Below are 26,682 nucleotides of genomic sequence, written 5' to 3'. Positions count from 1 at the left end.
CTGCTGTCGATACCCCTGGCGCGGTCACGGATCAATATCATCAAATGCGTCTCCGTGTCTTGCATCCGTATGCAATGGCGTCTAGTCTTTCTTTCAGGATCGGGAGGAGAGCCGTCGATCATGCTTTTGAAGGAAATGGCCGAGCCAGGCGCCTCGGCCGTGGACGATCTTCGCGTGCTGGATTTGTCCGACACGCTTTCAGGCCAATACTGCGCGCGGCTTCTGGCGGACTATGGCGCGGAGGTTGTTCTCGTCGAGCCTCCGGGGGGATCGGCGATCAGGCGAATGCCGCCGTTCTCGGTGACCGATCCACAACTGTCCTTGCCGTTCTGGCATCTGAACACAGGAAAGAGGTCCGTCATCCTGGACCGGTCGACGGAGGCCGGGCGGGAGGAGCTGAAGGCGCTGATCGCTGGCGCGGATGTCGTTATTCCGCCTGCGGACCTCACGTTCGACGAAGTCGCGGATATCAATCCGCGCTGCATCACCGCTTCCGTCACCCCTTTCGGGACGGATGGGCCGCTTGCCGATTGGAAGGGGCCGGAGATCGTGCTTCAGGCGCTTTCCGGGATGATGTACAATAATGGCCAGATCGGCCGCGAACCTCTCTACGGTGTCGGCGATCGGGCATCCTATGCCGCAGGGCTCGCCGCCTATATCGGCGTGATCACCGCTCTGCTTGCTCGCCGCACGACCGGGCTTGGTCAGGCTGTGCGGGTGGACTCGGCCGAGACGGCGGTATCGATGTGTTTCCCCTATGTGCTGCGCCATATCTACAACGGCTCGGTCCATAGTCGGCGGGACCAGACGATCCCGGCAGGGCAGGTGAAATGCCATGACAGCTGGGTCTGCGTCTGGATCTACAACCATCGCTGGGAAGCTCTCTGCGCTGCACTGGATCTTCGGGATATCCAGCACGATCCCCGCTTCGCCGAGCCGGGCCCGCGCCGGCAGCACTGGGATGTGCTCTACGAGATCATCCAGGCGAAGGTCGCGGAGATGGACGCGGAGGATTTGGTCGACCGGCTGCAGCGCGCCCAGATCATCGCGGCCAAGGCCTATCGTCCCGCCGAACAGGTCCGCAACGGCCACCTCACCGCCCGCCATTATTGGGAAGCCGTCGATGGCCGGCTCATTCTTGGGCCACCCTTCCGGATGAGTGCGACACCTCGCAGGGTGCGGGGCGGAGCGCCCCTTCCTGGCGAGGCGCAGGGGCGGATTGCGCCGCGCCGAACCGACCCGTCCGAGACGCCAAAACCGGCGGCGGCCGGCCGGCCGCCGCTCGAGGGGCTGCGGGTCATCGAGATTACCACCGCCTGGGCCGGGCCCATGGCCGGACGGGTACTTGCTTATTTCGGGGCCGAGTCCATCCATGTGGAATCGCCCAACCGGGTGAATTCCTGGCGGTTGAACAAGGAAAGGCCGAACCCGATCAATTTTCCCGGGGGCGAGCCGGGCGAGCGGCCGTTCGACCGGTCTTTCCTGTTCAATTCCCAGAACGTCAACAAGTTGTCCTGCATCCTCAACCTGAAGACCCAGGAAGGGCGAAAGACACTGGAGCGGCTGGTTGCGAAGGCCGATGTGCTGATCTGCAATTTCCGGCCGGGCACGCTTGCAAAGCTGGGCCTGGATTACGAGCGTCTCTCGACGATCAAGCCGGATATTATCGTTGCGGAGCTTCCCGCCTTCGGGCGCGACGGGCCGATGTCAGGATATGCGGCCCTCGGTCCGACCATGGAAATGGCGACCGGAATGTCGGCGATGATGAGCTATCCCGACGGGCAGCCGGAAAACAGCGGGCCTTCCTATCTCGACCCGATCGGCGGCTTCAATGCGGCCGCGGCGATCCTGACCGCGCTCTACTGGCGGGAGCGGACCGGCCGCGGCCAATATGTCGAGGTGCCGCAGGTCGAAGCGGCGATGCAGTTCATCGGTGCGGAACTGCTCTTGGCGGCAGAGACGGGAAAAGACCCGGTGCCGAACGGAAATCGGCTCGCGGGCATGGTGCCGCACGACGCCTTTCCGACCCTCGGGGAAGACCAGTGGGTCGTTATCGCAGCGCAGGATCAGGCACAATGGCAGGCGTTGTGCGAAACGATCGGCATGCCGCAACTCGCCTCCGACCGACGTTTTGCGACGCTCGAGGCGCGCCGGCGGAACGAGGATGCGTTGGCGGAAATCCTTTCGGATTGGACGCGTGGCCGCGACAAGCACGATATCGCCCGTTTGCTCCAGGGCAGGGGAGTTGCCGCGGCTCCGGTCAACGACGCCGGCGATCTGGCACGCAGCGACTATCTTGCGCATTGCCGGTTCTTCACCGAACTCGAACATCCGGATGCCGGATCGCACCCCCATCCCGGCCTGCCGATCCACTTGAGCCGGACGCCGGGAGGGCAGAGCAGGCCTGCGCCCCAGTTCGGCGGCCATAACCGGTTCGTGCTCGAGCGGATCCTGGCGCTGCCGCCGGAAGAGGTCGCCCGCATCATGGCCAGCGATGCGATGACCACCGTTCCCTTTCCGGATGGATAGACCGATGAAAACAGAGACAGAAGCACTGTTTCCGCGAAGCCTTGTCGTCGATATCCGCCTCGACGACGACCCGCGATACAGGGGCAGCATCCACGACGACGCAGTGGCGCGGGCGCGGGGTTACAAGGCGGCACTGGTTCCCGGCGCCTTCGTTTATGGCCATATGGGCCGCGTGGCGGTGGAGGCCTGGGGTCTCTCCTGGCTGGAGCGCGGCGGCATGGACGCGAGTTTCCGGCGCCCGGTCTACAATGGCGACCGGCTGACGATCCGCGCCTCGGCGCTGTCGGGCGATGCCGATATGCGCAGATCTGCCATCGTCGCGACAAACGCGGACGGCGAGGAGGTCGCGAGCGGGTGGGTCGGCTTGCCGGGCCTGCCGCCGTCGGTTCCGGACCTTTCAGCCTTCGCGGTATTACCGCGTCCCGATCCGCCGCCGGCAGTCTCGGTCGGCCAGTTGAAACCCGGAACGTCGTTGACGACCGCCGACAGGGTGCTGACCGAAGAGGAATTCAGGCGATCCCTCTCTGCCTTCGACGAGCAGCATGTCCTGCATGCGCGCGACGGGATCGTGCATTCGGGGTGCCTGATGCGGCTCGCCATGGGCGATACGCACAGCAGTTTCCGGTTCCCGTCCGCGATCGTGCTGACGGCTGTCGAGGCGCAGCATTTCGCCTGCGTTCGGCCGGGGCAGAGGCTGACGACGGTGGGCAGAATCGCGGACGCCTGGGTCGGGAACGGCAAGCATTATTTCCAGAGCGAGGAATTCCTTCGCGCCGACGGACGTCTCGTGGCGCGCTTTTTGCGGACGCAGATCTACGGCTACGAAAACGTTTAGGGGGGCGGCGTGGCGCCTTTTCGCGGCGGTTCGAAATTTAACGGCAAAGTTGCTTGCATACGGATGCAAAGTGAGTGATGCTTCGGTTGGAGGAAGGGGCGCTTTCAAAGTGCCCCGGTAAGAAGAGGAGGATTTCGAGGATGTCAGAGACGCGAGCGTTTAGCGCCTAGCGTGCCGGCTCCCGCTATGGCGGGTTTTCGCGGCCCTTTGGGGCAATCTTTTTCCAGGTTTGTGGATACCTAATCGTGCCAGTGCCGACGACGATCAAATCAGTCGAAGCTTTTCAGGTCATGTGGGAGCCGAACGAGCCGCCGGGGCGCCGAAGCGCCATCGTGCGGGTGACGACGGTGGAGGGCATTGTCGGCTACGGCGAGGCATCCCCGATGATGGGCGGCGAGCATTCCCTTGGCGTCGTCAGGGATTTTGCGCCGTCGCTCATTGGTGCCGATGCGCTCGATCACGCGGTGCTCTATGACAAGCTCCTGCATAAATACGTGAAGCTCGGCCCGGAAGGAGCGGTCACCGGGGCGTTGGCGGCGCTTGATATCGCGCTCTGGGACATCCGGGGCAAGGTCTTCAACCAGCCGATCTACAAGCTGCTCGGTGGCGCCTGGCGCACCGAGCTGCCCTTCTATTCCTCGATCGGCGGCAATGCCGACCGCACTGTGGATGAGACCGTCAAGGTGGTCGAGGCACGCTGGAAGTCGGAAACGCCGGCGGCGATCAAGATTCGCTGGGACGGCGACCGCACCCGGCAGGACTACGACATCCCCGGAGATATCGCCAAGGCGAAGGCGGTACGCAAGCTGGTCGGCGAGGACTTCCCGCTCGCCTTCGATGCCAACAATCAATATTCGGTCGGCGGTGCGATCCGGGTCGGCCGGGCTTTGGAGGAGCTCGGCTATATCTGGTTCGAGGAGCCGGTACAGCACTACAACGTTCGCGCCATGGGAGAAGTGGCGCAGCGGCTCGACATCACCGTCTCGGCGGCCGAGCAGACCTACACCACACAGGCTGTGGTCGACATGATCAATGCCGGCGTGCGGATGGTCCAGCCGGACATCATCAAGATGGGCGGCATTACCGGCCTGATGCAATGCGCTGCGATCTGCTTTGCGCACGGCGTTGAACTCGTCCCCCATCAGACCCAGCCGACGATCGCCCACATGGCCAACCTGCAGGTGCTGGCGACTCTGATGCACAATACCAAACCGGCCGAATTCGCAGATCCGTCGACACGAATGCACGTGGCCTTCGAGAACCCGCCAAAGCCGGAAAACGGCAAGTTCAAGGTGCCGGGAGGCCCGGGCCTGGGCCTCATGATCAAGGATGCCGAGTTGGACAAGCGGCGAACGTAACTTGTCTTTGGGAGGAGATGATGAACGTGAACAGAAGAGAATTCCTGGAGCTCGCCGCTGCGGCGACGGCTCTGAGCGTCGTGGGAGCGGGTACGGCCCGCGCAGCGTCGAGCGCCGACGTGGTGCGGATCGGCATTGCCGCCAACGGGCCGCGCACCAGCGACCCGAACCAGACGACGCAGGGCTCCGACAACTGGGCCACCGAACAGATCTACGAACAGCTGGTGCGCCCCGAAGACGGTGATTTCGCCACGACGCCGGACAAGTACGTGCCGACGCTGGCGACCGAATGGTCCGCATCGCCGGATGCGAAAACCTGGACGTTCAAGCTTCGCCAGGGTGTCCAGTTCCACAAGGGTTACGGCGAGATGACGTCGGACGACGTGGTCTTTTCCTTCAAGCGGGCAATCACCGACGGCACCAACAAGACGATCATGGCGAATGTCGCCGACGTGGTCGCCAAGGGTCCCTACGAGGTTGCCGTTCAGCTCAAGTCTCCGGACGTGAATTTCCTCGGCACGACGGGCTTTTCCAACAATACCTCGATCGTCTCCAAGAAAGCCTTCGACAAGATCGGCGCCGAGAAGTTCATGACCGACGCGGTCGGCACCGGGCCTTACGAGCTCACCCGTTTCGACGCCGAGTGGGGCACGGCGATGAAACGCCATGAGGGTTACTGGGGCCAGAAGGCCAAGATCGCCGGCGTGGAATGCGTCTATATTGCCGATACCACGGCCCGGACGCTGGCGCTCCTTTCCGGCGACGTCGATCTGATCGAGGCGGTGCGTGCGCCCGGCTGGGTGGATTCCATGCTGCAGCGCGATCCGACCCTGAAATTCGACATGACGATACCGGGATCCTTCAACACGCTGCACATCAACCTGACCCGCAAGCCTTTCGACAACCTGAAAGTTCGCCAGGCGGTGATGTATGCGATCGATCGGCAGGCGGTCGCCGATGCCCTGAAGCCGATGGGTGGTTTCATGGCCGGATTGCAGCCGGATTTCTTCCCCGCCGGTTTCAAGACTGCCGACCTGCCGCCCGAACTGCAGTACAAGTACGATCCGAAGAAGGCCAAGGCGCTGCTCGCCGAGGCGGGTTTTCCGAACGGCTTCGATTTCGACAGCAATTGCAGCCAGCGCGAGGACTATTCCTCGACCATGCTGATCGTGCAGGAACAGCTTCGCGCCGTCGGATTGCGCATGAACCTGAAGATCGGCGACCACACGGCCTATCACGCCGACAATCGCAGCGACAAGAATACGCTTGCCATGCATTCGTCGAGCTATCCGCCGATCCCAACGCAGCTCTATTTCCAGCAGCTTTCGTCGAAATCGGAAGTGAAGTCCGACGGCAAGGGCGGCGGCAACTACAGCCATTACGGGGTCGCCATGCCGGGGATCGACGCGCTGCTCGACAAGGCGTTGATGGTGACCGACTACAAGACCTATGTCGACACCTGCAAGCAGATCGAGCTGCAGGCGCTGCGCGACCTGCCCCTGATCGGGCTTTCCACCCTGTCCTTCACCGTGGCTCGCAATGCGCGGCTGGACATGGGCTACAAGGTCAAGAGCGGTTACGCCCGTTGGCGTTTCCATCGCGCCACGAAAAAAGCCTGACGGCTTCAAAGCACGGGTGACAGGCCAATGGGCAGGTACATGCTTTACAGGCTAGCCGACGCGATACCGACCATATGGTTGGTCCTGACGCTCGTGTTCGTCGCCATGCGCATCCTCCCGGGTGACCCGGCAATCGCTGCTCTGGGAGACGGTGCTCTCCCGGAGCAGCTTGCCGAGTTCCGGGAGAAAATGGGGCTGAACGTCCCGATCTGGCAGCAATATTTCAACTTCCTGATCGGCACGCTGACGCTCGATTTCGGCAAGTCCTACATGAACGGCGCGCCGGTTCTCGATCTCATCGCCCGCAATCTGCCCTACACGATCCAGCTGACCGTGGCGGCGATGATCCTCGGCACCGTGATCGGCATACCGTTCGGGGTGCTCGCAGCCGTCAAGCGGGGAAAACTGCCGGATTCCGGCATGCGGATCTTTTCCTTGGTCGGTTATGCGGTTCCGGATTTTTATCTGGGCGCGCTGTTTCTGATAGGCTTTGCGCTGAACCTCAGATGGTTTCCGATCAATGGGGCCGGCAGCGGGTTTTTCGATATCCTCCACCACCTCTTCCTGCCGGCGTTGACGCTGGCGCTGGTCAAGGCTGCTTTCATCGGGCGCCTGACGAGAACCTCCGTGCTTGAGGTTCTCGGCAAGGACTATGTGCGAACCGCCCGCGCCAAGGGAGCGCGCGAAAACCGCGTCATCTACCGCCATGCCCTGCGCAACGCCCTGCTGCCGCTTGCGACGGGCATGGGATTGAGCCTGCTGGCAACCCTGTCGGGATCCGTCGCGGTGGAACTGGTCTTCAATCGCCCCGGCATCGGCCGCCTGCTCATCCAGTCGATTACCGAAAGAGACTACGGCGTCATCCAGGGCGGAGTGGTGGTCTTCGCGCTGATGGTGGTCTTCGTCAATCTGATGATGGACCTCCTTTATGTCGTCATCGATCCACGAATTCGGGTGAAGTAATGACAATACTCCCAGGCTCCGTCGGAACCCTGTCCGCATCCGACGATATCGAACATGCGATCGCGCCGGAACCCGGCAGGACGGCGCTGCTGAAGGACATGCTGTTCGGCCAGGCCTCGACGATCTTTGCCTTTTCCGTCGTGGTGATTTTTCTTCTAGTCGCGATCCTGGCGCCCTGGCTCGCCCCCTACGATCCGCTGGCGCAAAGCATCCTGTCGATCAACAAGCAGCCGTCCTGGGCGCATTGGCTCGGAACGGACCAGTTCGGCCGGGACGTGCTGTCCCGGATGATCCACGGGTCGCGCAATTCGCTGCTGTTCGGGCTGATCTCGCCTGCTTTGGCCGCCTTTTTCGGAACCATACTCGGGGTGACGGCCGGTTATTTCGGTGGCGTCATCGACCGGGTGATCAGCCGTGTCGTCGATCTTCTTCTGGCTTTCCCGGAACTGCTTTTGGCGATCATGATCGCAGCGGTGCTCGGCGGGGCTTTCTGGAACATCATTGCCGTCATCACCGTCGCCTTCATACCGGGCTTTGCGCGGGTGGCGCGCGCCTCGACGCTCGCAGTCAAGCAGGAGCCTTATATCGAAGCCGCGGTTGCGGTCGGCCTTCGCACCCCGACGATCATCATCCGGCACGTCATCCCGAATATCGCAGCGCCGATCCTGGTGCTGATGACCCTCTGGGTCGCGTCCGCCATCCGGCTGGAAGCGTCGCTGAGTTTCCTTGGCATCGGCACCCGGGCACCCAATCCGAGCTGGGGCAATATCATCCGCGACGGGCTGAACAACCTGTTCGGATCGCCATGGCCGATCATCGCGGCTGGTTTTGCGATTACCTGCGTCGTGCTGTCGTTCAACCTCATGGGCGATGCGGTGCGCGATGTCCTCGATCCGGAGACAACGCGATGATGATTGCTCCCTCGCTTTCCAGGCAGCAGCCGGTTGCCTCCGTTCATCCCGGTCCCTTGCTGAAAGTGGAGGATCTCTCGATCGAGTTCGGCCCGAAGGGTACGGCGGTGCGTGTGGTGGAAGGTGTCAGCTTTACCATCGACGCCGGCGCCGCGGTCGGCATCGTCGGCGAGTCCGGCTCCGGCAAATCGATGACCTCGCTTGCGGTGATGGGGCTGATCCCCAGCCCTCCGGGCCGCATCGCCACCGGGCGGATCCTGTTCGAGGGCGTCGATCTGCTCGGCCTGCCGCGCTCCAGGATGCCGGAGATCCGCGGCCGCGACATCGCGATGATCTTCCAGGAGCCGATGAGTTCGCTCAATCCGGTGATGACGATCGGCGACCAGATCGGCGAGGCGATCAAGCTGCATCAGAAGATGGGCCGCGAGGAGCGGCGCCAGCGCGTGGTCGAGCTGCTGAAACTCGTCGGCATTCCCGATCCGGAGCGCCGGCTCGGCGCCTATCCGCACCAGTTCTCCGGCGGCATGCGCCAGCGGGTGATGATCGCCATGGCGGTCGCCTGCAACCCGAAGCTCCTGATCGCCGACGAACCGACGACCGCGCTCGACGTCACCATCCAGGCGCAGGTGCTCGAGCTGATGCACAAGATCCGCCGCACCCTGAACACCACCATCCTGTTGATCTCGCACGATCTCGGTGTGATCGCCGATATCTGCGAGCGGGTGATCGTCATGTATGCCGGCAAGGTGGTCGAGGATGCGGACGTCAAGACGATCTTCCGCAGCCCGAAACATCCCTATACGCGAGGCTTGCTGCAATCGATCCCGCGGCTGAAGGACGAGAATACGCGTCTTTACCAGATCCCCGGCATGGTGCCCTTGCCCGGCACGATCAAGCAAGGCTGTCCGTTCTTCCCGCGCTGTCCCGATCGCATCGACAAATGCGCGCGGGAGACGCCGCCTCTCCTTGAAATCACACCGCAACAGAAGGCGGCCTGTTGGGTCTCGGCGGGGGCGACGTCATGAATATTGCTGTGACCGGAGATGACCTCGTCGTGGTCAGAGACGTGGGCAAGACCTTTTCGGAAGCGGGAGGCCTGGTGTTCGGCCGCTCCCAGCCGAGCGTTCGGGCGGTCGATGGCGCTTCCTTCGAGGTCAGGCGCGGCGAGACGCTGGCGCTGGTGGGGGAATCCGGCTGCGGAAAATCCACCCTCGGGCGGCTTCTGCTGCGGCTGATAGATGCAAGCGAAGGCGAAATCACTATCGACGGCGTGGATATCCTGCGTCTCAGTTCCAATGACATGCGCCAGATGCGGGCGCGCGTGCAGATGATCTTCCAGGACCCCTACGGATCGCTCAGCCCGCGTCGCTCGGTTGCGAAGATCATTGCCGAGCCGCTGGAAATTTTCGGGCTGGTCCAATCGAGGAAGCAGCGTCGCGATCGTGTCGCTGAACTGATGATCCAGGTGGGGCTGTCGCCGACCTTTATGGACCGGTATCCGCGCCAGTTCTCCGGAGGCCAGAGGCAGCGTATAGGGATCGCTCGCGCCATTGCGGTCGATCCGCAGTTCATCGTTGCCGACGAACCCGTATCCGCGCTCGACGTCTCGGTGCAGGCCCAGATCGTCAACCTGATGCAGGACCTGCAGAAAAGCCGCGGTTTCTCCTACCTCTTCATCGCTCATGATCTCTCGGTCGTGCGCCATATCGCGGATCGCGTCGCCGTCATGTATCTTGGTCGGATCGTTGAAATCGGGCCTAAGAAGCGGATCTACGATTTCCCGAGCCATCCCTACACCCAGGCGCTTCTCTCGGCGGTGCCGGAGCCCGACCCGGAAACGCGGAAATCCCGGATCATCCTGAAGGGCGATGTGCCGAGCCCGGCCAATGTTCCGACCGGTTGCAGTTTCCATACCCGCTGTCCGATCGCCCAGTCGATTTGCAGGGCGGAACGTCCACCGCTTCTCGAAACCGCCAGCGGTCACCTCGCCGCCTGCCATTTCGCCAAACCGCATCCCATCCCTTTGTAGGCCCTGTCGAGAGGCCCTCCGAGCTGTGTTCGCCATCGAATAGCGCTTCACACGAGGCATTCGATGGCGGAAGCGCTGGCGCGAAGCCCTCCTGCGAAAAGTCCATAGGTACACTTGCTTTACCGAAGGTGGCAGTTAAGTTTACCTTTATTCGGTGGAATTCGCAGGTAAGGCTTCTCATGACACAGGAATTCATCCAGGCGCTGATGCGCGAACTCGGCCCCGACGTCTTTTTCGGGAATGACATCCCGGTTCGCTTCCACAATGATTGGGGCGGCCTTTCGCCGGTCGTGCCGCTTGCGCTGGTGCGGCCGCGCACGACGGAACAGGTCTCGGTGACGCTGCGCCTCTGCAACGAGTTCAGGGTGCCGGTGGTGCCGCAGGGCGGATTGACCGGTCTCGCCGGTGGCGCGCGGCCGATCGAGAATGGCGTGGCGCTGTCGCTCGATCGCATGAACGGCATCGAGGAAGTCGATACGGTGATGGCGACGATGACGGTGATGGCGGGCACGCCGCTTAGCGTCATCCAGGCGAAGGCTGAGGAGGCGGGGCTGTTCTTCGGGCTCGATCTCGGCGCCCGCGATTCCTGCGTCATCGGCGGCAACCTCGCCACCAATGCCGGCGGCAACCGTGTCATCCGGTTCGGCATGGCCCGCGAACATGTGCTGGGCCTCGAAGTGGTGCTGCCGGACGGCACGATCGTCAAGTCGCTGAACAAGATGCTGAAGAACAATGCGGGCTACGACCTCAAGCAGCTTTTCATCGGCTCTGAAGGCACGCTCGGCGTCATCACCCGCGCCGTGCTGCGCCTGCAGGCGAAGCCCGCGGAGCTTGCCAGCGCCTTCTGCGGCTGCCCGGATTTCCCGTCGCTTCTGGAGCTGCTGAAGAGCGCCCGCCAGGGCATGGGATCTGCGCTGACCTCGTTCGAGGTGATGTGGCCGAGCTTCTACGACTTCATGACGGGCAAGTTGCCCGACCTGCGCCGCGCCTTCAAGGAGCCGCATGGGATCTATGTGCTGATCGAAACCGGCGGGCGCAACGCGGAAGAGAACCGGGCGCTGCTGGAGCAGGTGCTGGCGGATGCGCTGGAAGCTGGTTGGGTTTCCGATGCGGTTCTGCCGTCCTCGGAGCGTGAGACCAAGGACCTCTGGGCGGTGCGCGAAAGCGTATCGGAATACGGCAAGCTGATGGGGCCGCTGACCGCTTTCGACGTCGGCCTGCCGACCAGTGCCGCCGGCCAGGTGGTCGACGAGATCGAGGCGGCGATGAAGGTCCGCTGGCCGGATGCGATTGCGGTCAGCTATGGCCATATCGGCGACAGCAACCTGCATCTCGTCTGCAACATCCCGTCCGCCGGCAACGACCAGCCGCATAAGGAGATCACCGAACTTGTCTTCGGCTCGATCGCCCGCGAAGGCGGCACGATTTCCGCCGAACACGGGATCGGCCTCCTGAAGAAGCCCTATCTCAAACTGTCGCGAACCCCGGAGGAGCTGGCGCTGATGGCGCGTATCAAGCTGGCGCTCGATCCCGACAACATTCTGAATACCGGCAAAGTGCTTTCCGTCTGAGCGGTAGGAGGTGCTGGTGGATCGACATTTTCAGCCTGTCAAAGTGCTGCTTCCGAACGAGGAGGTGGCACGCCGGCTTGCCGATGCCATCAGGGCCGGGTTTTTCCGGCTCGGCTCGCGCCTTCCGTCCGAACGCAGCATCGCCGAACAGATGCAGGTGAGCCGTCCGACGGTGCGTGAAGCGGTAAAGCTGCTGGTCGAGGCGAATATCCTCACCGTCAGGCCGGGTGCCGGCGGTGGCACGTTCGTCAGCAGCGAAATAGTGCCGCTCGACCTGATCGTGCCGAGGCCGGACATGCGGCCGGGCGATATCGACGAGGCGATCGAAGTGCGGCGGCTGATCCTGCCCTGGGTGGCGCAGATCGCCTCGCAATATGCCGAGGATGCGGATTTCGACCGGATGCGGGAGGCGATCCGGTTCGGCCGGGATTCGCTGCCGCCGCCGGAGGTGACCAAAAGCAGCCCCGAGCACATCAGCTCGATCATCATCGCATCGATGCGCTTCGACCTCGCCCTGGCGCGGGCGACCCGCAACGGCCTCGTGCTGGAACTGATGGAACTGCTGCTGCAGTGGGTGGAGCCGATGCGGCACAGGACGCTGCATAGCCGCGCTGACCTCGTGTTGTCGCTCGAACTGGTCGAGACCATGATGCAGGCGATCGAATCCGGCGACCCGGCACAGATTGCCGATATTACCGAGCGGCGGCTCGGTATTCTGGAAAATGCGCTTGAGGAGCAGACGGGCCGGCGTCTTCGCCGCAACCGCCGGCCGGCCAATGCAGGCTGATCAGCGCCTCAGCCTTTGGTGCCAGGTGGTGCGATAAGCGTCGATGTTCCAGATCGGCGCCGGCACGATGCGGCCTGGTTTGGTCGCCGGCGAAATGCCTGCCAGAAGCGCTGCCCCCTGGCTGGTGCCGGTCGAGCCGGGGAGGGCGACCACCTGGCGGCCGAGCAGCGCGGCGAGCGCCTGGAGATAGGCCGGGTTGGCCGAGAAGGGGCCTTCAACCAGAACCGGTCCCTTGGCGCCGATGAGATCGAGGCAGGTCTCCGTCATCAGCGCAAGGTAGAGGCAGGCTGCAGCCCAGCGCTGGTCTGTCGAGACTTCTATGTCGTTGATCCATTGCCGCTCGCGGCCCGGGAAGGGGCCGGAGCCGCCTGAAACGTTCGGCAGAAGCATCAGGCCTTTTTCAATGACATCAGGCATGGCTGCGAGGGCTGCTTCCGGCGATAATGGACCAAGTTCTACCGTCAGCATCTCGAACTCGCGGCCGCCCATGAAACGGCTCGAGGGCACGGCGCGGCCATAGGCATCGACATTGGCAAGCGCGTCGCGCTGCGGGTCGAGATGGTCGAGATTGCCGCCGACCGCAAAATTGATGACCCAGGTGCCGGTGGAGACCACCGCGAAGGGCGGTTCGCGGCCGACCAGATGCGCCAGCAGCGAGGCGTTGGAGTCGTGAATACCGCAATGGACGGAGATGGGTGTCGTGACGCCGATCTGCGCTGCAACGTGTGGCAATAGCGGACCGAGCGTGTCGAAGGCCGAACGCACCGGTGCCATCAGGTCACGGATGCCGAGCGTATCGACCAATGGGGAATAGGCGCCGTCACGCGGGCGCCAGAGGTCCGTATGGCAACCGAGCGAGGTGACTTCGTTCGCCGCAACACCGGTCAGCCGGAACGCCCAATATTGCGGGTAGGTGAGGATGGTGTGCGTGCGGGCAAAGGCTTCAGGAAAGGCGGTCTTCTGGTAGTGAAGCTGGGCGCCGACATTCAGCCCGCCGGACAGGGCAGGCGAGAAGGTTTCAGAAAAAGGCGGGCGGATCAACCGGTAGGCCTGGCGGATGTCTTCGGGATATTCGTGTTCGTAATCGAGCACCGGCAGCGCCAGTTTGCCCTCGGAGTCGAGAAGCGCCGCCGATGCGCCGTGGGTGGTGATGGAGATCGCATCGAAGCCGGGCTGTTTTGCAAAGTCGGACAAGGCTTGGAGCACAAAGGTCCACAGTGCATCGATATCGTAGTGCGGATAGGGTGGACCCGGCAGAACCCGGTTCGGCGCGCGCCTTTCCGCGATCTCCTCGCCGGTCGCGCAGTCGAGGACGACGACCTTGGCATTGGTCTTGCCGATATCGAGGACGGCGATCTTTTCCGGCGTGGTCATGGCAGGTGGAAGACCGTCACCAGGTCGCTCTGGACCGGCGAGTTGTCCGGATTGGTTTCCATGATGTCGGCCATATGGGCCCACCATTTCTTCATCACCGGGTGTTCCGGCAGGTTCGCCATCGTATGGTCCACTGGTCGCGTCAGCACGCCGAACAGCGTGTTCGTCTCACGGTCGAGATGGATGGAATAGTCGCTGGCGCCGGCCTGGTGGAGGAGATCGACAAGCTCCGGCCAGATCTCGTCGTGGCGTCTGCGGTATTCCGCTTCCATTCCCGGATTGAGCTTCATCTTGAAGGCGTGTTTTTCGAGCGTCATCGGCTCATTTCCTTGATGCGGCGGGCGATGATCGGGATGGCGATGGTGATGATCAACAGCAGGCCGACGAAGATCGACATGACAATGCCGGGCACGTTGAGGAGCCCCAGTCCGAAGGTGACGAGTCCCATGACGAAGGCGGCGATGACAACGCCGGCGATGGTGCCCGCGCCGCCGAGAATGGAGACGCCGCCGAGTACGACCATGGTGACGACTTCCAGCTCCCACCCCTGCGCGATCGAAGGCCGGGTCGAGCCGAGGCGGGAGGTGAGGCAGACGGATGCGACACCCGCCATCACGCCGGTCAGCAGGAAGAGGATGAACTTCACCCGTTCCACCGGAATGCCGGAGAAACGTGCCGCGAATTCGTTGTTGCCGATCACATAGACCTGCCGGCCGAAATTGGTGGCGTGCAGCAGGATGCCGAAGGCTGCGGCGAGGATGATGAACAGCACGAATTCGAAGGAAAACACCCAGGCCACATACCCCTGGCCGAAGAAAGCGAAGGTTTCCGGGTATTTGCCATAGGCCTGATCGCCGAGGACGATATAGGAAATGCCGCGGAAGAGGCTCATCGTGCCGATCGTCACGACGATCGACGGCAGCCTGAGGCCGGCGACGAGCAGGCCGTTGAAGGCGCCGCAGACAAGTCCGGTGCCGATGCCGATCGCCACCAGTCCCGGCGTACCGATGCCGGCCTGGGCTGCCGCGCCCATGGCGGTCGAGGCGAGCGCGATGATCGCTGCCACCGACAGATCGATCTCGCCGGCGATGACGAGCAGCGCCATGGCGAAGGCGATCATCGCCTTTTCGGTGAAGTTGAAGGTGGCGTCGGAGAGGTTCCAGGCATTCAGAAAGTAAGGCGAGGCGAACGAATTGAAGACGAAGATCAGCACCGCCACGCCGAAGAGCAGCACTTCCCAGCTCGCCAGGAGGCGCGAGGTCTTGCTGCCGAGGCGGTCGGGAATGACCCGTTTCGAGGAAACGACATCGCTCATGCGGACACCTCTTTCGCGCCGCGATCGCGCAGGATGATGCGGCCGGCCTTGCGTTCGGCGCGGGCGTTGAAGACGACGGCGAGCACGATGACGATGCCTGAGATCGCCATCTGCGCGAAAGGCGAGATGCCGATGACGGGCAGCGCATTCTTGATGACGCCGAGGAAGAGGGCGCCAAGCACGGCGCCGCCGACCGAGCCGATGCCGCCGGCGATCGAGATACCGCCGATGACGCAGGCGGCGACCGTATCCAGCTCGAAACCGGCCGCGATATCCACATAGGCGACCGCGTAACGCGACACCCAGAGATAACCGGAAAGGCCGGCGAGCGCGCCCGAAACGACGAAGGCAATGAACTTGGTCCAGCCGATATCGATGCCGGCATAGATCGCCGCGGTCGGGTTGCCGCCGGATGCATAGGCCGCCCGGCCGAAGGGCAGGCGGGTCAGCACGAACCAGGCGCCGAGCACGATGAGGATGGCGATCCAGGAGAGGATCGGCAGGCCGAGCACCGGCATTCGCGGGACATTCAGGAAGGAAGGTGCCATCTGGTGGGCGTTCACCCAGCCGCCGCCCGACAGCACGAAGGCCATGCCGCGATAGATGGTCAGCGTTCCGAGCGTCACCACGATCGGCGGGATCTGCAGCGCCCAGACGAGGTAACCGTTGATAGCGCCCAGGAAGGCGCCGATGCCGACCGCCATGACGATGAGCAGGGCCAGCGGCAGATCGGGATAGGCGGCGTTGGTCATGGCGACCGCCATGCCGGTAAAGGCAAGGTTGGCCGCGACAGAGAGATCGATCGACTTGGTCAGGATCACCGTCATCTGGCCGAGCGCCAGGATGATCAGGATCGAGGTGTCGTTGAAGATGTTGGCGAGGTTGCCGGGAGACGCAAAGCCCTGCGCGCGGGTGGAGAAGCCGGCGATCAGCGCGGCAATGATGACGGTCAGCAGGATTTCGCGGTTCTTCAGGAGGCGGTTCATCTGGTTCTCCTCACTGGTTGCCGGTTGCGGCGCGGACCAGCACTTCGGCGCTTAAGCTTTCACGCTCGAAAACGCCGGCGGCCAGGCCCTCGCGCATCACCATCACCCGGTCGGACATGCCGAGGATTTCGGGAAGCTCAGACGAGACCATGATAATCGACAGGCCCTCGGCGGCGAGTTCGCCGATGAAGGCGTGCACGGCGGCCTTGGAGCCGATGTCGATGCCCTTGGTCGGTTCGTCGAGAATGATCACCTTCGGCTGCGTCGCCAGCCATTTGCCGATGACGACCTTCTGCTGGTTGCCGCCGGAGAGCGTGCCGACCGGCACCGAAAGGGCGGCGGCGCGCAAATCCAGCCGCTCGGCATATTTTCGCGCCAGCGCCAACTCGTTGGCGGCTTTGAGGAAACCGGAGCGGGAGGTTTTGCCGAGCGATGGCAGCGACATGTTCTGGAAGATCGGCATGGGGAGCGCCAGGCCGTGGCGGCCGCGTTCCTCCGGCACGTAGACGATGCCGGCGCGGATCGCATCGCCCGAGGAGCGGATGTCGAGCGGCTTGCCTTCCAGAACCAGCCGGCCGGATGAGGGCCGGGTGACGCCGAACAGCGACTGGCAGAGTTCCGAGCGCCCGGCGCCGATCAAGCCGTAGATACCGAGGATTTCGCCGCGGCGAAGCTCGAAGGAGATGTCGCGGAATTCGGTCGGATGGCAGTAGTTCTCGACGCGGAAAACCGGTGCGCCGATCGCGACCTCTACTTTCGGGAAAACGTCCTTGACGTCGCGGCCGACCATCAGCCGGACGATCTCGTCCTGGGGCGTTTCCTTCAACCGGCCCTGGCCGACGGCGCGGCCGTCGCGGAAAACCACGAAGTTTTCGGCGATCTCATAGACCTCGTCGAACTTGTGGCTGATGAAGAGGATCGCCTTGCCCTGCCGTTTCAGGCCTTCGACGATGCGGAAGAGATCGTCGATCTCCTTCCGCGAAAGGGCTGCGGTCGGCTCGTCCATGATGACGATGCGGGCCTCGACCGACAGCGCCCGGGCGATCGCCACGAGATGGCGCTGGGCGATCGAGAGGTCGCGCAGGCGGATCGTCGGGTCGATATCGCTCTCGAGCTGAAGCATGAGGGCCTTGGCGCCGGAATTGATCTTCCGCCAGTCGATCGTGCCGAAACGGGTGCGCGGCGCATGGCCGAGGAAGATGTTCTCGGCGACGCTCAACTCGTCGAAGAGGACGGTTTCCTGATGGATTGCGGTAACACCGGCGTCGATCGCCGCCTGCGCGCTGGTGAATGTGGTGGGCTGACCGTCGATCAGGATCTCGCCCTCGTTCGGGCGGTAGATACCGGTCAAAATCTTGACGAGCGTCGACTTGCCCGCGCCGTTTTCGCCGATCAGCGCCGTTACTTGGCCGGGATAGAGCTTGATGCTGACCCCATCGAGGGCTTTGACGCCCGGAAAGATCTGGCTGATGCCGCGCATTTCCAGGATCGGCTTTGCTTCCGTCGTCGGTGCCGGTCGGGGCGATCGGTCTTGAATTTTCGTAACGCCGTTCATTATGGGTGGCCGTTTTCCGATGGCAAGAATCGTGGCGTCGAGGCGGCAGCGCCCCTCACCCACCTCCGCTTCGCTCGGTCACCCTCTCCCCAAGGGGAGAGGAGGAACGGAGACGTTGCAGCATATTTCTTCTCCCCCGGTGGGAAAGAAGGTGCCGGCAGGCGGATGAGGGGGCTCGCGCCTGCCGGCAGGTCGAGTTCTTCAGATCAGAAGATCTTGGAGAACTCGTCGATGTTCTTGGCGTTGTAGACGAACGGGTCGGCCATGGCGGCTTCGCCATTGTCGCCCACCTTGATCGAGCCCATGCGGCCGGCCTTGATCGCCGAACCGGGCTTGGCGTCGGTATCGCCCTTGACGAGGTGATAGGCGATCTGGGTGGCCGAGTAACCGAGGTCGATCGGGTTCCAGATGGCGAATTCCTTGGTGGCGCCGGACTTGATGGCGCCGGCCATTTCGGACGGCAGGCCGAGACCCGTCACATAGACCTGGCCGATCTTGCCGGCATCCTTGACGGCCTGCGAGGCAGCGAGAACGCCGACCGTGGTCGGAGCGACGATGACCTTGACGTTCGGCTGCGAGGTCAGGAGGCCCTGTGCTTCGCGATAGGACTTGTCGGCGAGGTCGTCACCATAGACTGTCGTGACGAGGTTCAGGCCCGGAAAATCCTTGAGCTGCTTCTTCATCTCGGCGATCCAGGTGTTCTGGTTCGTCGAGGTGGTGGTGGCCGAAAGGATGGCGAAACCGCCCTTGCCACCTTCCAGGTGGTTCTTGGCAAGCGTCAGGCACATCTTACCGATCAAGTCGTTGGAAGACGGGTTCAAATGCATGATGCGGCCTTCCTTGGCCACCGCCGAGTCCCAGGAAATGACCTTGATGCCGCGCTGAGTTGCCTTCTTTAGCGCCGGAATGACGGCATCCGGATCGTTGGCGGAGATGGCAATTGCATCCACCCCTTGAGCGATCAGCGAGTTGATCACTTCGATCTGTCCTTCGGCCGTCGTGGAGGTCGGGCCGGTATAGATGACCTGGACGCCGCCGAGTTCCTTGGCAGCTTCCTGCGCGCCCTTGTTGGCCGCTTCGAAGAAGCCGTTGCCGAGCGATTTGACGACCAGCGCGATCTTCATGTCGGCAGCGCTTGCCGCCGTCGTCATTGTCGATGTCAGGGCGGCGAAGGCGAATGCCGCGCCGAGGGCGAGTTTCTTTGCAAGTTTCATTGTTGGTCCTCCCAGTTGATAGTTTAATCTCTTTCCCGCCGGTCGCTCCTCACGCGGCCGACGAAGAATCCTCCTTGGCCGTGTCCGCTGCGGCGGCACCGGCGATAATCAGTTTGACGCCCGCATCCTCGATCATCCGTGCGGCATCGTCGGTCACGCCGTCATCGGTGATGACGGTCGTCACCCGGTCGAGCGGGCAGAGGATGAGGCTCGATCGGCGCGAAAACTTCGACGAATCCACCATCACGATCAGCTCCTCGGCCTGGTGCATCAGCTTCTGCTCGCTCTGGATCACCAGCGCGTCGGCTTCCATCACGCCGAGCGGGCCGACCCCCTGCGCGCCGATGAACATGCGCCGTGCATAAAAATTGCGGATCGCATCGTTGTCGAAGGGCGACAGGATCAGGCTCTGCTCGCGATAGATGGCGCCGCCCGGTATCGTCACCGTGTTCTTCGAATGCTTGACCAGATGTTCGGCGATCGCAAACGAATTGGTCATCACCTGCAGGCGTCGGGCCGACATGAAATGCACCATCTGGAACGTCGTCGTGCCGCCGTTGATGATGACGCTGTCGCCTTCGTCGCAAAGTTCGACTGCGCGGCGGGCGATTGCGCGCTTCTTGTCGATGTTGACCGATTCCGACACCCGGAACGATCGGGCCGAAAGCTGGCCGATCTGCGGAGGATGAACGGCTTCCGCGCCGCCGCGGACGCGCCGGAGCTTGCCTTGGACGTGCAGCGAAGCGATATCGCGCCGGATCGTCGCTTCCGAGGCCTCGGTCAATTCGGCGATATCCTGCACCGTGATGACAGGCTTTTCCTGGATAGCGCTCAAGATGATGCGATGGCGTTCACGTTCGTGCATTGGCTCCTCCTCGGCGACAACTATTACTGGAAAATTTACGTTGTCAATCACAAACGATCAAATTCGCTTTTGATGCGCTGCACAATGAAACTTTATGATCGTTTATGATTGACAGACGACGCGACTATGCGCGATACCGGCAACAGGGAGATGGCGGCCGCCTCGTCGCCGTGAGCCGAAACACGTTGGGAGGACAAGCAATGTCGGGCCAAACCCGCCTTCTCGAAAACCGTTGGGACGATGCCCAGGCCGCCAAGCTCGATGAGCCCGGCAAGCTGCTCTATCGCTCCAATCTTCTCGGTGCCGACAAGCGCATCACCAATTACGGCGGCGGCAATACCTCGGCCAAGGTGATGGAAATTGATCCGCTGACCGGCGAAAAAGTGAAGGTCATGTGGGTGAAGGGGTCGGGCGGCGATGTCGGCACGATCAAGCTCGACGGTTTCGCCACCCTCTACATGGACAAGCTGGAAGCGCTGAAGGGGATCTACAAGGGCGTCGAGGACGAGGACCGCATGGTTGGCTTCCTGCCGCATTGCACCTTCAACCTCAATCCGCGCGCCGCTTCCATCGATACCCCGCTGCATGGTTTCGTGCCGTTCACGCATGTCGACCACATGCACCCGGATGCGATCATCGCGATTGCGGCTTCCAGGAATTCGAAGGAGCTGACGCAACAGGTCTTCGGCGCCGAAATCGGCTGGCTGCCCTGGCGGCGGCCGGGTTTCCAGCTCGGGCTCGATCTCGAAGCGTTCGTCAAGGCGAACCCGAATGCCAAGGGCGTCGTGCTGGAAAGCCACGGCCTGTTCACCTGGGCAAATGATGCCAAGGCCTGCTACGAACTGACGCTCGACATCATCAACAAGGCGATCGAATGGTTCGCCAAGGAGACCGAAGGCAAGACGATCTTCGGTGGCGCCGCGACCAAGAGCCTGCCCGCGCCGGAACGTCGGGCGATCGTCTCGAAACTGATGCCGGAAATCCGCGGCCGGATCGGCAGGGCGGAGCGCAAGCTCGGCCATTTCGACGACCAGGACGCGGTGCTGGAATTCGTCAATTCCAAGGACCTGAAGCCGCTCGGCGCGCTCGGTACCTCCTGCCCTGACCATTTCCTGCGCACGAAAATCCGTCCGCTGATCGTCGATTTCGATCCCGCAAAGCCGGATGTCGATGCGGTGATCGCCGCGCTCGACAAGGCGCTCGAAGATTATCGCGCCGATTACAGCCGCTATTACGAGACCTGCAAACACAGCAATTCGCCCGCCATGCGCGACCCCAACCCGGTGATCTTCCTGGTTCCGGGCGTCGGCCTGCTGTCGTTTGCGCGTGACAAGGCGACGGCCCGTATTGCCGGCGAGTTCTACGTCAACGCCATCAACGTGATGCGAGGGGCGTCCACGGTTTCCGAATATCAGGGTCTGCCGGAGCAGGAGGCCTTCGACATCGAATACTGGCTGCTCGAAGAGGCCAAGCTGCAGCGCATGCCGAAGCCGAAAAGCCTTGCCGGACAGGTGGCCTTCGTCACCGGTGGCGCCGGCGGCATCGGGCGGGCGACGGCCGCCAGGCTGATGGGCGAGGGCGCCTGCGTGGTGCTTGCCGATATCGACGGCGGCGCACTCGACGCGACCAAAGCCGATTTCGAAAAGTCGTTCGGCAAAGACGCGGTGCGTGGGGTTCTGCTCGACGTGACGACCGAGGACGCGGTGATCACTGCGTTTGCCGAGGCCTGCGTCGAATTCGGCGGCGTCGATATCCTCGTCTCGAACGCCGGGATCGCGTCTTCCGCGCCGGTCGAGGAAACCACGCTTGCCATGTGGAGCAAGAATATCGACATCCTGGCGACGGGTTATTTCCTCGTTTCGCGCGAGGCCTTCCGGTTGTTCCGGCGCCAGAAGCTCGGTGGCAATGTCGTCTTTGTCGCTTCCAAGAACGGGCTTGCCTCTTCTCCGAATGCGTCGGCCTACTGCACCGCCAAGGCCGCTGAAATCCATCTCGCCCGCTGCCTGGCGCTCGAAGGGGCCGAGGCCGGCATCCGCGTCAATACGGTCAATCCGGACGCTGTGCTGCGCGGTTCGAAGATCTGGAACGGCGAATGGCGCGAACAGCGGGCCGCCTCGTCCAAGATCGAGGTCGACGACCTGGAGGAGCACTACCGCAAGCGGTCGCTGCTCAAGCTCAATGTCTTCCCGGAGGATATTGCGGAGGCAATCTATTTCCTCGCATCGGACGCATCGGCTAAGTCGACCGGCAACATCATCAACGTGGATGCCGGCAACGCCCAGAGCTTTACGCGGTAGGCGAACTTGCCCCTCACCCTAGCCCTCTCCCCGCATGCGGGGAGAGGGGACGTGGCACACGATACGTTCAAGGGACTTGATGACAGCGCGGCATATCCCTTCTCCCCATTATGATGGGGAGAAGGTGGCGGCAGCCGGATGAGGGGCAGACCCCGAAGGGAGGATTTTCAATGACTGAACTCAAGATCACGACCAATGTGATCGCCGCTGAAAACGACAAACGCACAGCAGCTCTCAAATCCGATTACGATGCGCTCGGCGAGAACCTGTCGCGGCGCGGCATCGATATCGAAACGATCACCCGGGATGTCGAAAAGTTCTTCGTCGCAGTGCCCTCCTGGGGCGTCGGCACCGGTGGTACGCGTTTCGCCCGTTTTCCCGGTCAAGGCGAGCCGCGCGGCATTTTCGACAAGCTCGATGACTGCGCCGTCATTCAACAACTGACCCGGGCGACGCCGACGGTTTCGCTGCATATCCCGTGGGACAAGGCGGATCCGAAGGAATTGTTGGCCAAGGGCGATGCGCTTGGGCTCGGTTTCGACGCGATGAACTCGAATACGTTTTCCGATGCACCGGGGCAGGCGCATTCCTACAAATACGGCTCGCTCAGCCATACGAATGCTGCGACGCGCGCCCAGGCGGTCGAGCACAATCTCGAATGTATCGAGATCGGCCAGGCGATTGGCTCCAAGGCGTTGACGGTGTGGATCGGCGACGGATCGAATTTTCCGGGCCAGAGCCATTTTACCCGCGTTTTCGAACGCTATCTCGCTTCGATGGCGGAAATCTACAAGGCGCTGCCGGAGGACTGGCGGCTGTTTTCCGAGCACAAGATGTATGAACCGGCCTTCTATTCGACGGTGGTGCAGGACTGGGGCACGAATTACCTGATCGCCAATACGCTCGGACCAAAGGCTTTCTGCCTCGTCGATCTCGGCCACCATGCGCCGAATACCAATATCGAGATGATCGTCGCCCGCCTCATCCAGTTCGGAAAGCTCGGCGGCTTCCACTTCAACGATTCCAAATATGGCGACGACGACCTCGATGCCGGTGCGATCGAGCCCTACCGCCTTTTCCTCGTCTTCAACGAGTTGGTGGATGCAGAACATCGCGGGATCAAGGATTTCCGCCCGGCGCATATGATCGACCAGTCGCACAATGTTACCGATCCGATCGAGAGCCTGATTTCCAGCGCCAACGAAATTCGCCGCGCCTATGCCCAGGCATTGCTGGTCGACCGGACAGCGCTTGACGGATTCCAGCAGGAAAACGATGCGCTGATGGCGTCCGAGACGCTGAAGCGCGCCTATCGCACCGATGTGGAACCGATCCTTGCCGAAGCCCGCCGCCGCGCAGGCGGAGCGATCGACCCGGTTGCGACCTATCGCGCCAGCGGTTATCGGAAACAGGTCGCCGCGGAACGCCCGGCCTCGACCAGCGGCGGCGGCGGGATCGTCTGATCCCTCCAGCCTGTAATGATGCCGGCGGATGAGCTCCGCCGGCGGTCAATTCTTGTGATCCGATCAGGTGTTCCGGCCGAGTGCGCGTTCCATGCGGCTCAGGCCCTCCTCGAGAAGGGCGCGCGGGCATCCGAAGTTGACGCGGACGAAGTTGCCGTAGGCCGCGCCGAAGTCCGATCCGGCATTGAAACCGACCTTGCCGTGCTCGAGGAAATAGCTCTGAGCATCCGGTTCCAGACCGACTTCCGTGCAGTCGAGCCAGGCGAGGAACGTGCCTTCCGAGGGGATGAGCTTGATCTTGGGAAACCGGCGCGCGATTTCGGCGGACAGATAATCGCGGTTCGCCTCGATGTAGGCGAGCATCCGGGTCTTCCAGTCGCCGGCCTTCGAAAAGGCCGCAAGTGTCGCTTCAAGCCCGATGATATTGGCGTTGTCGACCATTCCGAGGCGTGCCTGATTGAATTTTTCGCGGATCGCCTTGTTGCCGATGATCGCGAAGGCGGTCTTGAGGCCGGCGATGTTGTAGGTCTTGCTGGCGGCCATCAGGGTGATCGTGCGGTTTGCGGCGTCTTCCGAAAGCGCGGCGATCGGCACGTGGCGGCGGCCGTCGAACAGGAGGTCGCAATGGATCTCGTCGGAGATGATCAGCGTGTCATTCTGACGGCAGAGGTCGGCGATCGTCTTCAGCTCCTCCGCCGTGAATACCTTGCCTGTCGGGTTCTGCGGGTTGCAGAAAAGAAGCGCCTTTGACTTCGCCAGCTCCGCGGCCAGAACGTCGGTGTCCATCACATGGCCTTCGGCGGTCGGCAAAAGCGGCGCTTCGCGGCGGACAAGGTTCCAGTCCGCCGGAGCTTCGAGGATTGGACGATAGACCGGCGGCTGAACCAGCACGCCGTCGCCGGGCTTGAGCATCGCGTGCAGCGCCATGTTGAAACCGGGAACGACGCCCGGAAGGAAGACGATCTCGTCCGGCGAAACCGTCCAGCCGTATTTTTCCTGCATGTCGGCAACGATCCGGGTGCGCAGCTCGTCGCGGGCGACGCCGTAGCCGAGCATGGGATGCTCGAGCCGGTTGCGGATGGCATCGACGATCTCCGGTGCCGCGGGGAAGTCCATGTCGGCGACCCACATGGGCAGCACGTCGTCCGGATACTTGCTCCACTTCGAGCTGCCGGTGCCCCGGCGTTCGTGCACCGCATCGAAATCGGTCATGCTCTCAAATCCCCTTTTGTCATCCTGCCGGTCAACTCGATCGGCCATCCTCATTTTCGACGCGGGCCGCGAACCAGGCAAGGCGCGAAATCAGCTCCCCGTTGTCCCCAACCGGCCGCGCGCCTGTCAACGCCTTTCTTCGCGTAACCGACGAGCGCAGCGTCTGACGCTTGTCCCGGCAAGGGAGCGAGCAGCCTGTTTCGTCCTTGGAGATGACGCGGATCGATCGGGCGGAAAGGTCAGGCGCGGATCAGGATATGCGCTTCCATAGCAGCGTCGACGAAGGCCTTTCTGGCTTCTTCAGGCTTGCGCTTTCCGGCATCCACCGCGGCGCAGACCTCGAGCGCCCGGTCGAGCGCCGTGCCATCCTCTACCGGCCAGTCTTCGATCATCGCCCATGCTGCGGCCTGCGTCGTTTCGATCGCGGTTTCGGCCGGCGGCTCGCCGATCGATATGACGACCGGCTTGTTCCAAGGCGTATTCATTCTGTTCGGCGTCCCGTCTCGTCCATGCCTGTCTCATAGACCGATTTGGCTGCCGTGGCGAGGGTCGGCAGTCGGCGATGCGAGAAGAAAGGAGGGTCGCTCTATCTAGAGCAACCCACGGGCAGCGAGGTTCTTCATCAGTGCCGAGATGCCGAAACTCCAGGGAGGGCATTCGGTCGAGAGGCGTACCGTGTTGCGCAGCGTGCCGAGGCCCGGAGAGGAGATCTCGACGATGTCGCCGATCTTGTGGGTAAAGCCCTGGTTCGGCACGTCGCGGTCCTCGGTCGGTGCAAACAGCGTGCCGAGAAACAGCATGAAGCCGTCCGGATACTGATGATGCTGGCCGCATGTATGCTTGACGAGGTCGAGCGGGTCGCGGCTGATCTGCGACATCGAGCTCTTGCCGTTGAGGACATATCCTTCCGGCCCGGTGACGCGCAGGTCGAGTTCGGCATTGCGGACATCGTCCAGTCCGTAACCCTCATCGAAGAGGCGGATGAAGGGCCCGATCGAGCAGGAGGCATTGTTGTCCTTTGCCTTGCCGAGCAGAAGCGCGGAACGCCCCTCGACGTCGCGCAGGTTGACGTCGTTGCCGAGGGTCGCTCCCTTGATCTCGCCCTGGCTGTTGACCGCCAGCACGATTTCCGGCTCGGGGTTGTTCCATGTCGATACGGGGTGGAGGCCGACATCCGCGCCCCAGCCGACCGAGGAAAGCACCGGCGCCTTGGTGAAGACTTCAGCATCCGGGCCGATCCCGACTTCCAGATACTGCGACCACATGCCCTCCCTGATCAGCGCTTCCTTGACGCTTGCGGATTGCGGGGAGCCGGCCTTCAGGTCCTTGAGGCTGCCGCCGATGATCGTGCTGACGGTCTGCCGGATGGCGGCCGCCCTGTCCGGATTGCCGGCGGCCTTCTCCTCGATGACACGCTCGATCATCGATTGCGCGAACGTCACGCCACAGGCCTTGATCGCCTGGAGATCAACGGGCGCCAGCAGATGGGGACGCGACGGATCGGGCTTGCCTGCGCTGTTCCTGGCAAGCTCTTCCAACGTGCCGATGACCGGGCCAGTAGCGTTTCGGACAAATTCCGCAACATCGGCGCGCTCCAGAAGCGCGCTGAGGGTCGGCGCTTCCTTGCTGGTGATATCGACCAGGGCACCGTCACGCAGGGTAACGACGCTCGGGCCGGAAACAGCAGGATTCCAGACGCGGCCGACAAAAAGTCCGTTGGCAAACGTATCGATGAGATTGTCGGTCATGCTGGTGTATCTCCTCCCGTTAGATGTGGCCGAACGGGCCACTCTATCTTG

The 26,682-nt window shown here is 62.7% G+C and carries 22 protein-coding genes; 12 read left to right on the top strand and 10 right to left on the bottom strand.

Annotated features, from left to right (window positions below; translation table 11 throughout):
• The first annotated feature begins 120 nt into the window (after positions 1 to 120).
• The 10 genes from C5J22_RS20750 to C5J22_RS20705 all read left to right on the top strand — a co-directional run bounded on the left by C5J22_RS20750 (position 121) and on the right by C5J22_RS20705 (position 12,602).
• Positions 121 to 2,529 carry a CaiB/BaiF CoA-transferase family protein gene (locus C5J22_RS20750; protein WP_172746727.1) on the top strand — a complete coding sequence of 803 codons (2,409 nt, stop codon included), beginning with the start codon at positions 121 to 123 and terminating at the stop codon, positions 2,527 to 2,529.
• A gap of 4 nt (positions 2,530 to 2,533) precedes the next feature.
• Positions 2,534 to 3,364 carry a MaoC family dehydratase gene (locus C5J22_RS20745; RefSeq protein WP_105439747.1) on the top strand — a complete coding sequence of 277 codons (831 nt, stop codon included), beginning with the start codon at positions 2,534 to 2,536 and terminating at the stop codon, positions 3,362 to 3,364.
• Between the two features lie 245 nt (positions 3,365 to 3,609).
• Positions 3,610 to 4,722 carry a mandelate racemase/muconate lactonizing enzyme family protein gene (locus tag C5J22_RS20740; protein WP_172746726.1) on the top strand — a complete coding sequence of 371 codons (1,113 nt, stop codon included), beginning with the start codon at positions 3,610 to 3,612 and terminating at the stop codon, positions 4,720 to 4,722.
• Positions 4,723 to 4,748: 26 nt separating this feature from the next.
• On the top strand, positions 4,749 to 6,341 hold the full coding sequence (locus tag C5J22_RS20735; RefSeq protein WP_172746725.1) for an ABC transporter substrate-binding protein: 1,593 nt from the start codon (positions 4,749 to 4,751) through the stop codon (positions 6,339 to 6,341).
• 39 nt (positions 6,342 to 6,380) lie between these two features.
• Positions 6,381 to 7,304: an ABC transporter permease gene (locus C5J22_RS20730; protein WP_205837210.1), complete on the top strand. Its 924-nt coding sequence runs from the start codon at positions 6,381 to 6,383 to the stop codon at positions 7,302 to 7,304.
• Positions 7,304 to 8,215 (top strand): ABC transporter permease, encoded by a 912-nt coding sequence (locus C5J22_RS20725; RefSeq protein ID WP_105403160.1) that lies wholly within the window; start codon positions 7,304 to 7,306, stop codon positions 8,213 to 8,215. The genes C5J22_RS20730 and C5J22_RS20725 overlap by 1 nt, the downstream gene beginning before the upstream one ends.
• Positions 8,212 to 9,240, top strand: coding sequence for an ABC transporter ATP-binding protein (locus tag C5J22_RS20720; protein ID WP_245440482.1), 1,029 nt, complete (start codon positions 8,212 to 8,214; stop codon positions 9,238 to 9,240). Before C5J22_RS20725 ends, C5J22_RS20720 begins: the two co-directional genes overlap by 4 nt.
• A complete protein-coding gene (locus tag C5J22_RS20715) occupies positions 9,237 to 10,244 on the top strand; it encodes an ABC transporter ATP-binding protein (RefSeq protein ID WP_105439779.1) in 1,008 nt (335 codons plus the stop codon). The genes C5J22_RS20720 and C5J22_RS20715 overlap by 4 nt, the downstream gene beginning before the upstream one ends.
• Positions 10,245 to 10,423: 179 nt before the next feature.
• Entirely contained in the window at positions 10,424 to 11,815 is a 1,392-nt protein-coding gene (locus tag C5J22_RS20710; protein ID WP_105439743.1) for an FAD-binding oxidoreductase, read from the top strand.
• A gap of 16 nt (positions 11,816 to 11,831) precedes the next feature.
• Positions 11,832 to 12,602: a FadR/GntR family transcriptional regulator gene (locus tag C5J22_RS20705; RefSeq protein WP_172746724.1), complete on the top strand. Its 771-nt coding sequence runs from the start codon at positions 11,832 to 11,834 to the stop codon at positions 12,600 to 12,602.
• Here the strand turns inward: C5J22_RS20705 and C5J22_RS20700 are convergent, their stop codons facing one another.
• From C5J22_RS20700 to C5J22_RS20670, 7 genes are all read right to left on the bottom strand, one after another.
• Positions 12,603 to 13,976 carry an FGGY-family carbohydrate kinase gene (locus C5J22_RS20700; RefSeq protein ID WP_105439741.1) on the bottom strand — a complete coding sequence of 458 codons (1,374 nt, stop codon included), beginning with the start codon at positions 13,974 to 13,976 and terminating at the stop codon, positions 12,603 to 12,605.
• Complete coding sequence (rhaM, locus tag C5J22_RS20695) at positions 13,973 to 14,293, bottom strand: L-rhamnose mutarotase (RefSeq protein WP_105439740.1); 321 nt, start codon at positions 14,291 to 14,293, stop codon at positions 13,973 to 13,975. The genes C5J22_RS20700 and rhaM overlap by 4 nt, the downstream gene beginning before the upstream one ends.
• Positions 14,290 to 15,291 (bottom strand): ABC transporter permease, encoded by a 1,002-nt coding sequence (locus C5J22_RS20690; RefSeq protein WP_105439739.1) that lies wholly within the window; start codon positions 15,289 to 15,291, stop codon positions 14,290 to 14,292. The genes rhaM and C5J22_RS20690 overlap by 4 nt, the downstream gene beginning before the upstream one ends.
• Complete coding sequence (locus C5J22_RS20685; RefSeq protein WP_105439738.1) at positions 15,288 to 16,277, bottom strand: ABC transporter permease; 990 nt, start codon at positions 16,275 to 16,277, stop codon at positions 15,288 to 15,290. The genes C5J22_RS20690 and C5J22_RS20685 overlap by 4 nt, the downstream gene beginning before the upstream one ends.
• Before the next feature lie 10 nt (positions 16,278 to 16,287).
• Positions 16,288 to 17,832, bottom strand: a complete 1,545-nt coding sequence (locus C5J22_RS20680) for a sugar ABC transporter ATP-binding protein (protein WP_371412650.1) — start codon at positions 17,830 to 17,832, stop codon at positions 16,288 to 16,290.
• A gap of 206 nt (positions 17,833 to 18,038) precedes the next feature.
• On the bottom strand, positions 18,039 to 19,046 hold the full coding sequence (gene rhaS / locus C5J22_RS20675) for a rhamnose ABC transporter substrate-binding protein (RefSeq protein WP_105403152.1): 1,008 nt from the start codon (positions 19,044 to 19,046) through the stop codon (positions 18,039 to 18,041).
• A 49-nt stretch (positions 19,047 to 19,095) separates the two neighbouring features.
• Entirely contained in the window at positions 19,096 to 19,911 is an 816-nt protein-coding gene (locus tag C5J22_RS20670; protein ID WP_046634068.1) for a DeoR/GlpR family DNA-binding transcription regulator, read from the bottom strand.
• 200 nt (positions 19,912 to 20,111) lie between these two features.
• Here C5J22_RS20670 and C5J22_RS20665 point away from each other — a divergent pair, with 200 nt between their 5' ends.
• The gene (locus tag C5J22_RS20665) at positions 20,112 to 22,208 is read left to right on the top strand and encodes a bifunctional rhamnulose-1-phosphate aldolase/short-chain dehydrogenase (RefSeq protein WP_105439737.1); all 2,097 of its coding nucleotides are present in this window, start codon (positions 20,112 to 20,114) and stop codon (positions 22,206 to 22,208) included.
• A 170-nt stretch (positions 22,209 to 22,378) separates the two neighbouring features.
• Positions 22,379 to 23,671 carry an L-rhamnose catabolism isomerase gene (gene rhaI, locus C5J22_RS20660; RefSeq protein WP_105439777.1) on the top strand — a complete coding sequence of 431 codons (1,293 nt, stop codon included), beginning with the start codon at positions 22,379 to 22,381 and terminating at the stop codon, positions 23,669 to 23,671.
• A gap of 63 nt (positions 23,672 to 23,734) precedes the next feature.
• Here the strand turns inward: rhaI and C5J22_RS20655 are convergent, their stop codons facing one another.
• From C5J22_RS20655 to C5J22_RS20645, 3 genes are all read right to left on the bottom strand, one after another.
• Entirely contained in the window at positions 23,735 to 24,883 is a 1,149-nt protein-coding gene (locus tag C5J22_RS20655) for a MalY/PatB family protein (protein ID WP_105439776.1), read from the bottom strand.
• A 239-nt stretch (positions 24,884 to 25,122) separates the two neighbouring features.
• Positions 25,123 to 25,368, bottom strand: coding sequence for a DUF982 domain-containing protein (locus tag C5J22_RS20650; RefSeq protein ID WP_046634074.1), 246 nt, complete (start codon positions 25,366 to 25,368; stop codon positions 25,123 to 25,125).
• Positions 25,369 to 25,473: 105 nt separating this feature from the next.
• Positions 25,474 to 26,631, bottom strand: coding sequence for a fumarylacetoacetate hydrolase family protein (locus C5J22_RS20645; RefSeq protein WP_105439736.1), 1,158 nt, complete (start codon positions 26,629 to 26,631; stop codon positions 25,474 to 25,476).
• Positions 26,632 to 26,682 lie beyond the last annotated feature (51 nt).

Source organism: Neorhizobium sp. T25_13 (assembly GCF_002968675.1).
Lineage (GTDB): Bacteria > Pseudomonadota > Alphaproteobacteria > Rhizobiales > Rhizobiaceae > Neorhizobium > Neorhizobium tomejilense.
Note: the sequence above shows the minus strand (reverse complement) of the source record. Positions and strands in the feature narration are given on the sequence as shown.